The sequence below is a fragment of the Moorena sp. SIO1G6 genome, from assembly GCF_010672795.1.
Lineage (GTDB): Bacteria > Cyanobacteriota > Cyanobacteriia > Cyanobacteriales > Coleofasciculaceae > Moorena > Moorena producens.
The window spans coordinates 102365-115151 of the sequence record NZ_JAAHFZ010000001.1 but is presented as its reverse complement, the minus strand read 5'-3'; the positions used below and the strand labels follow the sequence as shown (position 1 = coordinate 115151).

The window sequence follows — 12787 nt, the reverse complement described above, 5'->3', positions numbered from 1 at the left end:
TCAGTGCTTGACGCGGAGCTAGGAAACTAGGTCAGACCACAAATTCTAGGTATTAGGTGTTAGGTATTAGTTACAACAGGGGCATTTGATAACCTCCTTGCTAAATAGGCTTGTCAGAACCCCCTTAGCCATTAAACCTAGTCCTAAGTAGTCGGACACAATTAAAGTTAACTGTGAGGACTTCGGAGCAGGTAGCTAAGGCCGTGGGCTACGCTTTTGGGCTTTGCCCGACGCTGCGCGAACGCGAACGGAGCAGGGAGCTTCGGAGCAGTAAGGGTTTGAGTCTAAGTAATATTTCTTAATACAGTGATCAAAATTTATGTCCGACTACTTAGAACCTTAAATTAGTAGTTTGATAATTTAGTCGATTATACTTAACTGAGATAAGAACTAATGACGAGAGCTAGATTGTGCCGTATTTAATTGCTAAATCAGAGCCGAATAACCAAGAAAGTTATAAATTGAGCAGTGGAGCCAATACCATAGGACGGGAAATAAAGAATAGTATTACCGTAATTCATAAAAGTCTTTCCCGTCATCATGCTCAGCTCACACTCACGAATGATCGGGTTATCCTAAAAGACTTAGGTAGCCTAAATCACACGTTTGTTAATGACGCCAAAATTGACCAGTGTGAACTCAAAGACGGAGACTTAATACGTCTGGGCAGTGTAATCTTTGAATTTGTGAGTGATGATGGCAGAATCACCCCAAATATCTTGAAGGATAATGATTCCAACTTTTCGATTGTCAGCAGGTTATCCCCAGAACAAACCCGTGTCGAAATTCAGGAATTACTGCACCATGACAGTTTAACTTATAAAGGCTCAGCCCTGAAGCTGCGAGAGCAAGAGACAGGTCAACGCTCAGTAGACAAGTTAAAAATCTTATTGGAGGTGAGTAAGCAACTTTCCTCTCCCGATGAGCCTGATCACTTGTTGAGAAAAATTCTTGACCTGCTGTTCGAGATTATGAATGTAGACCGGGCAATCATCCTCATGGTTAATCAAGACACGGGAATGCTAGAGGAAAAAGCTGTCAACTCCCGAACAGGCATACCCACCCATGAGCGATTTTATAGCAAACGAATTACCAATTTCGTACACCAGAAGGGGGATGGGGTTTTAATTGCTGATGCTGCCATTGACCAACGATTCAGTAATTCCCAGTCAGTGCTCCAGCAAGAAATCCATGCCTCCATGTGTGTACCTCTAAAACCGAGAGAGGAAGTGATTGGGGTATTGTATGCGGATAATCTCTCTAGAGCCAATATTTATTCTCAAGAAGACTTGGAGTTTTTGACGGCTCTAGCTAACCAAGCTGCGATCGCAATTGACAATGCTCAACTTTACCAGAAGATGCAGGAAGAAGCAGTAATGCGGAGTAAATTTGAGCTTTTCTTTCCGGAAGCTGTGAGTAAAAAGCTCAAGGAAGAAGGCCACTTAGAAATTATAGATACCGAAGTAACCGCCCTGTTTGCCGACATCAGTAAATTTACCCAAATGTCCTCTCGGATGAAGCCACGCCAAGTGATTGAGATGCTCAATGAATACTTCCAGGTGATGGTAGAGGATATTGTGTTTAAATACGAAGGCACTTTAGAAAAATATATTGGGGATGCCTTACTGGCTGTGTGGGGAGCCCCCTATTGCCAACCGGACGATGCTGACCGAGCCGTCCAAGCTGCGATCGCAATGCAACGAGCAGTTATTCACCTAAATCAGGATTGGTTCCAGCGGCGCAATTTAGAGATTGAAATCCACATTGGACTAAATACTGGCAAAGTAGCAGCAGGTAATATCGGTTCACACAAGCTGATTCAATACGCTACTATCGGTGACACTACCAATGTTACTAGCCGCATCTGTAGTGCCGCTCAGGAGGGAGAAATTCTAATTTCCCAAAGCACCTTCGACAAGCTGAGGGATAAAACTCTACCGTTGGAAAAAATGTCCCCGGTTAAGGTTAAAGGTAAAGACCAGCCCCTGCAACTGTATCGCCTACAGTGGGATACTTAATTCCGGGGAAGCTATAAAAGTTAAAGGTTACAGGTTGAAGGTTACAGGTTGAAGGTTACAGGTTGAAGGTTACAGGTTACAGGTTACAGGTTACAGGTTGAAGGTTACAGGTTGAAGGTTACAGGTTACAGGTTACAGGTTACAGGTTACAGGTTACAGGTTACAGGTGATTAAACCTTCAACCAAACAACCTTCAACCTTCAATCTTCAACCAAACAACCTTCAACCTTCAACCTTCAACCTTCAACCAAACAACTAAACAACCATCTCCTCAGGTTGGAAACCTAAAATCCAAATAGCCCTTTAAAATATCATGTGTAAAACTTGTTGTGACATGGTGGGTGCATAAATTGCCACGGCTGACCAGATAAGTAAATATAGATACCTAGCAAAAATTGACTGTTGCTAGAACTCTATTGACTTTATGCCTAAGTCCTGTACCTGCTCCTACCTTCCTCCTGTACCAGCGTGCTTCTGATGAGTCTGTGCATTAATCCCAACTGCTCAAATCCCCGCAACCCTGACAGTAAACTATTCTGTCAGAGTTGTAATTCTGAGTTGTTGCTGGAAGGGCGCTATCGAGTGATCAGTCAACTGGGAAATGGCGGTTTTGGCAAAACCTATGAAATTGTTGATCGTCAAGGCAACCCTAGAGTTCTGAAAGTTCTCATTAAGAATAGTCCCAAGTATATTGAACTATTCCAAAGAGAAGCCGAAGTCCTCGGCCGACTAGAGAATAGTGGCATTCCCAAAGTAGAACCTGATGCCTACTTCACAGTCTACCCCAGAAACAGCGACGAGCCAGTTCATTGTCTGGTGATGGAAAAGATTGAAGGATTGAATCTAAAGCAATACATCCAAAAGCGGGGTGCTCCCATTGACCAGAAAATTGCCATTCGGTGGCTGATCCAGCTAGCTACCATCTTACAGGCAGTACACAGTCATAACTTTTTCCATCGGGATATCAAGCCCTCTAACATTATGCTCAGGACAGATGGACAACTGGTGTTAATTGACTTTGGCACTGCCCGGGAAATTACAGGTACCTTTGTGACCAAAAAAGCCACTGGTATGGTAACAGGGGTAGTTTCCGCAGGGTATACACCACTAGAGCAGCTTAACGGTCAGGCAGTCCCCCAATCAGACTTTTTTGCTTTGGGGCGCACCTTTGTTTATCTACTCACTGGTCAAGACCCGAGTAAATTTTATGAATCCTATAATGATGAGTTAAGCTGGCGCGACAGTGTTCCGAATATTTTGCCACAACTGGCAGATTTCCTCGACTATCTGATGGCTCGTTTACCCAATCAGCGTCCCCAAACTGCTGAAGAAATTTATCAGCAGTTAGTAGATATTAACAATGCGTTGTATCCCACCAAGATACCTTTCCATACCAAAACTAGCCAAGCCTCCAAAGAAACAAAAAGCCATAAGTCAAGAATCAGTAATGGTTCTTCCCCAAGACGGCCAGCCAGTACAACTCAACCCTGGGTTGGTCCTACAGCACTGCCAATTTCTTCTGCCCCTAATCGGAATAGTAATTTACTAGACCCCAATTTTGTAGCTCTTTGCCAACAGGAACTCGCTGAGTTAATTGGCCCGATGGCTACCATTGTCTGCCAGCGTACTCTTGTCCAGCATCCTAACTCTTCCGCCCAAGAATTTGTAAAAGCTTTATCTCAACAAATTCCCAATCAAAAATATGCCCAAGACTTTCAACGGCGTTTAATGTCATCGGGTCAGTTATAGCGCTACGCGCAAGTCAGAAGTGAGAAGTCAGAAGTCAGAAGTAAGCTATGACTAAGTTTCGGAGATTAGGACATTCCTAATCTCAATGGGTAGTGCTATATAAGTAATACTTAGTAATCCTTCAGGCATCAGTTGAGCAAGCAATTAGTAATTTTGGATTACTAATTAGTTTCTGAATTCAGCATATTCATCGCCATTTCTAAACTAACTTTCATCCGATTCAGAGATTTGGCGAGTATACCAATTTCATCATCTGAATCATGGTCAAATTCTCCAGCCATATTGCCAGTACTAACTTCCTTAGCTAATTGAGCCATCTGCTTAAGAGGTTTGGTCACCGATACCTTTAGGAAACGATTAATCAGCAAGATTGCTACCAGGAAAAAACCAGTAATAATCCCAATCACCAATACCTGTAACTGCTTAGCATAATTAAAGATTTTAAACGCTGGAACTGATACAATTTTGGCACCAACAATTTCATCGAACTTCCAACCAAAACCATGCTCATCACCGTAGGTAGCAATTTGGCTAGCAGGGGCGGCTTCAGGAGTACTGTGGCATCGTAAACAGCTTTTTTCAGAAACAGCGAGAGGACGGGCAACATAAAAAATTTTTCCACTAGGAAGGGAGCGAAAACCGGTTTTTTCTGTTAGCTCTGGCTGCTGTCGAAAACTCTCCACGATTTCAGTCTCGAAACTATCAGCTTTATCTCTGAGGTTAGTTGGATTAAGGGTCGCTTCTTTATAGAAAAAATCACGATATTGCTCACGTTTACGTAAATTTTCAAAAACTTCACGAGCTGAATAAGCAGGTACTGTTTGGGGTAAAAATCTGTCTTCATTTTCTAATCGTTCAGCTAATTCTGGATTCACTTGATTATTGGTATACTCCCGCACCGAACCCATGGTTTCGATCAGAATTAGGGCTTGGTCAGTTACGACTTTTTCCCCATAGCCTTCTAAAAGTTGAGACAAAACCAAGCCACCAGTCAGTACAAGTCCTATAAAAATGGATAGCAATAGTAAGTTTAGCTTGATTCCTAAATTAAGTTTTTTTAACATTAGCCATCTCCCATAGTATCATTAGTGCCACAGCTGTTTTAGTTCTTAAGGTAATTAATTATGTTTTACCGCCGTCTATTCTTGTTGAATCTTATATTGATTTTCACAGCTTGTAACTCACCCGATACTCCTATGCTAGGGAAATTAAGTATTGGGATCGTAAGTTACGGGGAAAGCGATCGCTTTATAGAGCCATACTCAAAGTTAATCGAATATCTTGGTGCTCGACTTAAGATGATTATAGAATTAGAACCGATTTACAACGAGCGCAGAGCACTAACTTTGATTAAGCAGAGCAAGTTGTCTATAGTATTTGCTCCTCCTGGTTTAGCAGCCATCGCCATTGCTGAGGCACAGTACATACCAGTGCTACCTCTCGAAGGAGTCAAAAAGTCACGCTCAGTGATCGTAGTAAAACTCGAAAGCCCCATCCAAGACTTGACTGAACTAGCGGGTAAAGTCATTGCTTTAGGTCAACCTGGTTCTGCCACAGGATATTATCTGCCCATCTACAATCTCTACGGTCTGACCCTAGCGGAAGTGCGTTTTGCCCCCACACCAAAACAAGTCTTAGAGTGGATTGCCTCTGAGGAGGTAGTCGCTGGAGCTTTGTCTTTAGAAGAGTTGCAACGCTACCGCCTAGACTTTAGTCAGACTAGGTTCCGGATTTTATATATAGATTCTCATAAAATTCCAAGTGGTTCTATCCTGATCGGACCAACAGTCGAGAGAAATCTACAACAGGAGATCCACAAGGCACTAGAATCTGCCTCCAGCAGCATGGCAGCATCAGTAGGATACATCCCCAATGCTAAAGCACCTGATTATGATTACTTAATTGATGTGGTTCAGAAGGTTAGACCGATTGCCGAACGGATTCAAGAAAAACCTGCTCCTTTATACAGCCTTCCATTTGAGTTGTAAAACTTCCAAACAAGGGGAGAGACCGGCAGTAGCGGAAGAGAATCGATTATATTACCATTGGGGATTTTTAACAAATAATTTAGGATTGCTACATAAGCCGTTGGCAATGTGAATGGTTGCTAGGTAATCCCCTTTGCCTACTTAGCAAGTTTGCAGTTATTTAAAGACCCATAATCACCAGGATTACCTATCCTTATTTTTATTCAAAGTAATTGCAATTATAATTTTTTAAATAACATTCATGGCGGTAAATAAATAAATTGTTAACATGAGATAAATCCTTCTCATATAAGGATTACAGTCGCTAAACTTACACAAGTTCGTCAAAACTTTTTTTTTAAAATAAAGAATTTCACGAGGTATTTACAATAACGGTATTTTTTTTAAAATTTCATTATAGTTTATATTTTTCCCTGAACCATATGCGAGCCATCCGTATCAGTAATTAGAGGAACATTTATACGGATATAGGCTATGCGAATTTACACTACTCTTGCTTTAATTACTGTTTTAACCATCTGGTTTGGGGTTAATTTACCGATGATTGCCCATGGCTCAAATGCACCACTAAACTATAGTAATGATTGTCCCAGTGTAGTAGAGCAAACAGGACAAATTTTTTCTTATGGAAGAAAAGAAAACCACAAATTTGTCTCATCACCAGTAATTCCGACTACCCTGATCGCCCATCGTGGTAGCGGACGTGTGTCTCTTGTGTGAGAGTCAACTGACTGGATTCCGTTTGATGGCATATCTGGCTGCATTTCAATCCCACTGTTGGGTACGAGTAGCGGGCTACAGTGGGAAAGTGCTAATTCAATATAGTGTACTTGTAGTTGGCTTATTTTATATAATATATTGGAATAAGACATGATTAGGGTGCCTCTTAATTGGTCAATTTTCTGCCAAGCAACCTCAGCTCGCTTTCTTCGATGACAGTGAGTTAGTTCTAGTGTGGAAAAATGAAACTAAATAAGCTTGATAACCAACGGAAGTAGATGTGATTGCCCCTAAGATGATCAACCAATCCGATCTGATCAAAACCCTAAGCCCCAGTGCAATGGATCAGATCATGCTATACCTGGCTTTCAGCGCCCTGCGGACGAGTGGACACCGACATGGGGCGTTTTTAGATGCAGCAGCAACCGCTGCCAAATGTGCCATTTACATGACCTATCTGGAGCAAGATGGCAATATCCGCATGACTGGGCATTTGCATCACATTGAGCCAAAGCGGGTAAAGGTCATTGTTGAGGAAGTTCGACAAGCGTTAACAGAAGGGAAACTGCTCAAGATGTTGGGGTCTCAGGAACCTCGCTATCTGATTCAGTTTCCCTATGTCTGGATGGAACACTATCCCTGGCAACCAGGGCAATCTCGGATCAATGGCACCAGCCTTGACCTGGAAGAAAAGCGCAATCTTGAGATTAAGCTGCCAGATCACCTGCCGGATGCCCAGATCATCAATTCCTTACAATTCTTTGAATTAATAGAATTTCTCCACCGGAGATCCCAAGAAGACTTACCACCAGAGCGACGTCTGCCATTGAGTGAAGCTCTAGCTGAACACATCAAGCGTCGCTTAACCTATTCAGGAACTGTCACCAGAATCGATCACACCGGTGGCTTACCCTACTACGCTCTAACCAATGCATATTACTCGCCAGTAGATGACAAAGCCCGCACCTACACCATGATTGACGAAACAGCGCGATACTTCCGGTTAATGAGAAACTGGGCAGAGCGTCAGCCGCAAGTCATGCGAGGGTTGGAGGAACTAGATATCCCGCCAGAGAAAATCAATCAGGCCATGGAAGAGTTAGATGAAATTATCCGCCAGTGGGCAGATAGGTATCACCGCGATGATGGTGAACCAATGGTTCTACAGATGGTCTTTGGACCAAAATCTGAATAAAGTATGAAGTATGAAGTATGAAGTATAAAGTGGGAACTCGGAAGTCGGAAGTCTAACGCTATCTCAATTTATTAGATTGATTAGTTGCTTAGCAAGTTGTATGTTTTCATCCTTCATCCTTAATACTTCACGATTAACACTTCATGCTTCGCAATTAACACTTCATACTTCATGCTTCATGCTTCATGCTTCATACCTGGCTGATCCAGTGCCATGCTAGAGCTAACAGCACAACAGCGATCGCACCAATAATCGTATTAATAATATTCACGACTTCATTGGTCAACCATTCTAATTTAGATTGTAGTGTCGCACCAATTACACTCTCCAGATTGGTGGCGATGAAGGCAGCAGTAACACAGAAAAATACTCCTGTCAAGTTAACCAAACCAACGCCCCAACCCACAAATGCGATCGCAGCTGAAGCAATTACTCCAGCTAGGGTTCCCTCAAGACTTACAGCTCCTTCTGTTCCCCGGGCTACTGGCTGTAAGGTAGTAATCAGGAAAGTCCGTTTGCCGTAAGCCTTACCCACCTCACTGGCAGTGGTATCGGACAGCTTAGTAGCAAAACTAGCAACATAGCCCAGTAACAATAACTGCTGGTAAGGAGCATCCACCAGTAGGGTACCCAAGGCACAAATCGCTCCAGTCAGTGCTGAACCCCAAACATTCTCTGGTCCCCTAGCACCGGAACGCTTTTCCGCAATTCCTGCCGCTTCCTTTTGCGCCATACCAATGCGGGTGACACCAGACCCTACCAAAAAGTAAAATCCGACTACTGTGTAACCTGGCCAGCTCAGAGTACCCCAAATCAGTACGCCTAATATCCAAGCGTGGACAATCCCAGCAGGGGTGAGTAATTTTTTGGGGGCTATCCATACCATGGCAAGGAAAACTGTGTTCACTGCAACAGCAACTAGCCAAGGATTTAAAGAAAGACTATCATCAAGCATAGCAAAATAGTTATATTGGTAATTAGTAATTGGTTAATTGGTAATTAGTAATTGATAATTGGTAAGTGGTAATTGATAATTGGTAATTGTAATTGCTTCCGAGCCATTACCCCAGCACTCATACCCTATTACCCATTCCCCATTATCCAAAAAACCAATAACAAAGCACACTACTGAAGCAACCGGATCCCAGATTAGGTCAGATTCTTGAATAAAGTTGAATTTCTTTAAAACCTTGGCCAAAAGGCCACGCTACGCGAACAACCTACCCTACAAGAGATCCCTGGGCAAGAACAACCTTCAACCCTTTTGCCTTCAACCGTCAAAACCTTCAACCTTCAACCGTCAAAACCTTCAACCTTCAACCGTCAAAACCTTCAACCTTCAACCGTCAACCTTCAACCTTTAAAACCTTCAACCGTTTTCCCCTCAAACCAAAACTTATGAAACCAGTCCTATTTCATCTCGCATTTCCCGTTACCGACATTGAGCAAACTAAAGTCTACTACGGTGATGGACTTGGCTGCGAAATCGGTAGAGAATCTCGCCATGCGGTGATTCTGAATTTATACGGTCATCAACTCGTGGCTCACCTAACCAAAGAAACCCTGACACCTCAGCGGGGTATTTATCCTCGACATTTCGGGTTAGTTTTTACATCCCTGGCTGATTGGGAAGCCTTACTTTACCGTACTAAACAAAAACAATTATCTTTCTACGAGCAACCCAAGACCCGCTTTCCCGGTCAACTTACAGAGCATCGCACTTTCTTCCTCCAAGATCCATTTTATAACTTAATGGAGTTTAAGTTCTACTGTCATAGTTCAGCAATTTTTGGTGGACGTGAGTTGGCAGAAATTGGCGATCGCGTTTAAGCCAAATCCTTTTCAGCAATTCTCAAACGAGAAACACACCCAAGAAGGGTTGATGAACACAAAGGTTGATAAAACTAGAAAAACCCCTTACTGAGTAAGGGGTTTTTTCAGCTAAGCTGATTGGAACTACTGATACCAAGTCCCTATAGCTTCCACGGTCGCTGTTTTGGGGGGCTAGTTCTGATCGTCAATCAGCTCAGGTTATAACCGTGTGCAGTATAGCTTAGATAAGGTTGGGGTTGAAGCCAGCCTCGGGTGGCTGGTCGATGACCATTGCATCCCTCAATTCAGACCCATTCAAGTGCCAAAAAGCAATAGTATTATTGTTGTTCCAGACAATATCATACTTGCCGTCATTATCTACGTCTGCAATACCCTGAATGCTCCATCCAGTTGAGCTTAGTATTCCTAAGGGCTCACCATCCCGTGTGAGGATGTCACCTTTGACTAGTTTCTTATTAGACATCTGCCATGTGGCAATCTGTCCACTCTCCGAGTGGTACCACAGAATCTGGTCTTGGCCATCGCCGCTGAAGTCCGCCACAGCTTCGATTTGCCATCCAGTTGATGATGGTGCTAGTACCGGCTCATCGTCTCGTGTTACCACGGCAGCATCGACTAGTTCGTTGCCATTTATCTCCCATATGCCAACCTGTCCACTATCCTGGTTGTACCACAGAATCTGATCTCGATCCCCACCACTGAAGTTACCAGCACCGTGGATTTCCCATCCACTGTCTTCGGCTATCAGTAAAGCCTGACCATCCCGTTCAATGCTCCCCTTATTCACCAGCTGGTCACCATCTATTTCCCAGATTGCAACCTCTCCAGTATCTCGGTTGTAGGCGAGAATATCATGTTTGAGGTCACCGTTAAAGTCAGCAAACTCGGTGATTTCCCATTCCATGGGGTCTACCTCACCAGACTCAATAATCACCTCCTTGATCTCGTCACCTTGCCCTTGCCAGTATTTAATGGCTCCGGTTACTTTGTTAAGCCAGAATACATCATCCGTTTCACCGTCGCCATCAAAGTCTCCAGTACCTTGGATTTCCAAATTGAGATCTTTTTCCGCAGGAAGGCTAACTGTATTTACCTGGTGAGTATCATCTATCTTCCACAGCTTATTCTCTCCTGTCAGTGAATTACGCCAGACAAACCTGGTACTATTGTCAGGAACTGACGATGTGTCATCAGCAATGGTAATCTGAGCAAACCTTTTGCCAACTAAGTTATAATCTTCGCTGGTATTTAAGACCAGGTTAACAGTTTCATCACCTTCGTCGATTCGGGAGTCGATTTCTGGAGTGATTTTCAGCTCGACGGAAGACTCACCAGCGGCAATAGTGACTGACCCATTGAGGGTTTCACTGTAGTCATCTGCGGTAGCAGTGCTACCAAAAGTCATGTAACTGACAGTAAGGTCTTCACTAGTGTCTCCGGAACGAGTGATGGTGATGCTGCCTGGGTCTTGGTCTTTTTCCGCTGCCTCAAGGTCACTAGCAGTGATCGTGACAATCGGGATGTCATTATCAAAAATATTGGCAGTGACTAACCCAACATTGCCCAGGGGATAGTTCACACTGTCCTCGGATTTGGTAATCTCGTGGCTGATGGTACTTTCGTGATCCCCTTCAACCTCTTGATCATCCAGCCCTCGCACTGTGATAGTTTGGAGTTTTGCCTCATTGAAGGTAAGCACTTGCTCTGAAGCAAAGGTAGTTCCATCTAAACTGATTTCAGTTTGATCATCAGCTTTGATAGTAACTTCTACTTCTCCAAGGGGCTGTTTAGTTAACGCAACAGTGTAGATACCAGTACCACCCTCAAATAGTATTGGGTTTTCACTGATGATAATCTCTGGGGTTGTGGTAACAGTCTCATTATCAGTAATGGTAATCTCGGTGGATGGGATATTGAGAGTTGATGGATATTTGACCTCATCCCCGGTGTTGATAATGGCGTAGCTGATGGTGCTGGTGTGCTCACCTTCGACAACGGTGTCATCCACCGCCATTACCTTAATGGTTTTGGCAGCAGTATCGACTAGGCTGACCACCACTTCGTTGTCGAAGCTCTCTCCATCAACACTGATTTCACTGTTGTCATCGGCAGTAATGGTGATTTCTACTGCCCCAGCTGGAACAGTGTCCAGAGCAATAGTATACTCCTGTGCCTCTCCCCCTTCCGTCAGAGGAGAAATTGGGGTGATGATCACTTGACCAGCAGCATCTGCCTCATTATCAGTAATGGTAATTTCAGTGGATGGGATATCGAGAGTATCAGGATATTTGGCCTCATCCTCGGTGTTGGTAATGGCGTAGCTGATAGTGCTAGTGTGCTCACCTTCTATACTCTGGTCATCCACTGCCTGTACCGTAATGGTTTGAGCAAGAGTATCACTTAGGCTGACCACCACTTCGTTGTCGAAGCTCTCTCCATCAACACTGATTTCACTGTTGTCATCGGCAGTAATGGTGATTTCTACTGCCCCAGCTGGAACAGTGTCCAGAGCAATGGTATACTCCTGTGGCTCTGCACCTTCCGTCAGAGAGGCAATCTCGCTGATCAGGACTTTACCAGCAGCATCTGCGTCATTATCAGTAATGGTGATCTCGGTGGGTGGGATAATCAGAGTATCAGGATATTTGACCTCATCCCCGGTGTTGGTAATGGCGTAGCTGATGGTAGTGTTATGGTCACCTTCCACACTCTCGTCATCCACCGCCTGTACCGTAATGGTTGTGGGGGTGGTATCCGTTAGGCTGACCACTACTTCGTTGTCGTAGCTCTCCCCATCGAGACTGATTTCACTGTTGTCATCGGCAGTAATAGTGATTTCTACTGCCCCAGCTGGAGCAGTATCAAGAGCAATGGTATAAGTGCCAGGCTCTCCTGCTTCTGCGATCGGGGAAATTTCCGTGATCAGGACTTGACCAGGAACAACTGCGTCATTATCAGTAATGGTGATCTCGGTGACTGGGATAATCAGAGTATCAGGATATTTGACCTCATCCCCGGTGTTGGTAATGGCGTAGCTGATGGTAGTGTTATGGTCACCTTCCACACTCTCGTCATCCACCGCCTGTACCGTAATGGTTGTGGGGGTGGTATCCGTTAGGCTGACCACTACTTCGTTATCGAAGGTCTGCCCATCAAGACTGATTTCACTGTTGTCATCGGCAGTAATGGTGATTTCTACTGCCCCAGCTGGAACAGTGTCCAGAGCAATGGTATACTCCTGTGCCTCTCCTCCTTCCGTCAGAGGGGAAATCTCGCTGATCAGT

The 12787-nt window shown here is 44.0% G+C and carries 10 protein-coding genes; 7 read left to right on the top strand and 3 right to left on the bottom strand.

Translation table 11 applies throughout. The features are described 5' to 3' along the window. Window positions 1-410 precede the first annotated feature (410 nt). On the top strand, window positions 411-2018 hold the full coding sequence (locus tag F6K63_RS00490; RefSeq protein ID WP_008180370.1) for an adenylate/guanylate cyclase domain-containing protein: 1608 nt from the start codon (window positions 411-413) through the stop codon (window positions 2016-2018). A gap of 477 nt (window positions 2019-2495) precedes the next feature. Further along, entirely contained in the window at window positions 2496-3767 is a 1272-nt protein-coding gene (locus tag F6K63_RS00485) for a serine/threonine protein kinase (protein ID WP_044492365.1), read from the top strand. A 161-nt stretch (window positions 3768-3928) separates the two neighbouring features. Here F6K63_RS00485 and F6K63_RS00480 read toward each other — a convergent pair whose 3' ends face one another. Further along, complete coding sequence (locus F6K63_RS00480; RefSeq protein WP_287247617.1) at window positions 3929-4831, bottom strand: c-type heme family protein; 903 nt, start codon at window positions 4829-4831, stop codon at window positions 3929-3931. A 60-nt stretch (window positions 4832-4891) separates the two neighbouring features. Between F6K63_RS00480 and F6K63_RS00475 the strand changes: the two genes are divergently transcribed. From F6K63_RS00475 to hetR, 3 genes are all read left to right on the top strand, one after another. After that, the gene (locus F6K63_RS00475; protein ID WP_287310328.1) at window positions 4892-5755 is read left to right on the top strand and encodes a phosphate/phosphite/phosphonate ABC transporter substrate-binding protein; all 864 of its coding nucleotides are present in this window, start codon (window positions 4892-4894) and stop codon (window positions 5753-5755) included. A 474-nt stretch (window positions 5756-6229) separates the two neighbouring features. Further along, a complete protein-coding gene (locus tag F6K63_RS00470) occupies window positions 6230-6475 on the top strand; it encodes a hypothetical protein (protein WP_008186642.1) in 246 nt (81 codons plus the stop codon). Window positions 6476-6770: 295 nt separating this feature from the next. Next, the gene (hetR, locus tag F6K63_RS00465; RefSeq protein ID WP_287247612.1) at window positions 6771-7670 is read left to right on the top strand and encodes a heterocyst differentiation master regulator HetR; all 900 of its coding nucleotides are present in this window, start codon (window positions 6771-6773) and stop codon (window positions 7668-7670) included. A gap of 190 nt (window positions 7671-7860) precedes the next feature. Here hetR and F6K63_RS00460 read toward each other — a convergent pair whose 3' ends face one another. Then, window positions 7861-8625, bottom strand: a complete 765-nt coding sequence (locus tag F6K63_RS00460; RefSeq protein WP_287310327.1) for a TIGR00297 family protein — start codon at window positions 8623-8625, stop codon at window positions 7861-7863. Window positions 8626-8860: 235 nt separating this feature from the next. On the opposite strand from F6K63_RS00460, the gene F6K63_RS00455 reads away from it, so the two are divergent. Both F6K63_RS00455 and F6K63_RS00450 read left to right on the top strand, forming a co-directional pair. After that, complete coding sequence (locus tag F6K63_RS00455; protein WP_154659852.1) at window positions 8861-9034, top strand: hypothetical protein; 174 nt, start codon at window positions 8861-8863, stop codon at window positions 9032-9034. 34 nt (window positions 9035-9068) lie between these two features. Next, a complete protein-coding gene (locus F6K63_RS00450) occupies window positions 9069-9500 on the top strand; it encodes a VOC family protein (protein ID WP_008186652.1) in 432 nt (143 codons plus the stop codon). Between the two features lie 223 nt (window positions 9501-9723). On the opposite strand, the gene F6K63_RS00445 is transcribed toward F6K63_RS00450, so the two are convergent. Next, window positions 9724-12787: Calx-beta domain-containing protein (locus F6K63_RS00445; RefSeq protein ID WP_287310325.1), on the bottom strand; the 3064-nt coding region annotated here is incomplete at its 5' end.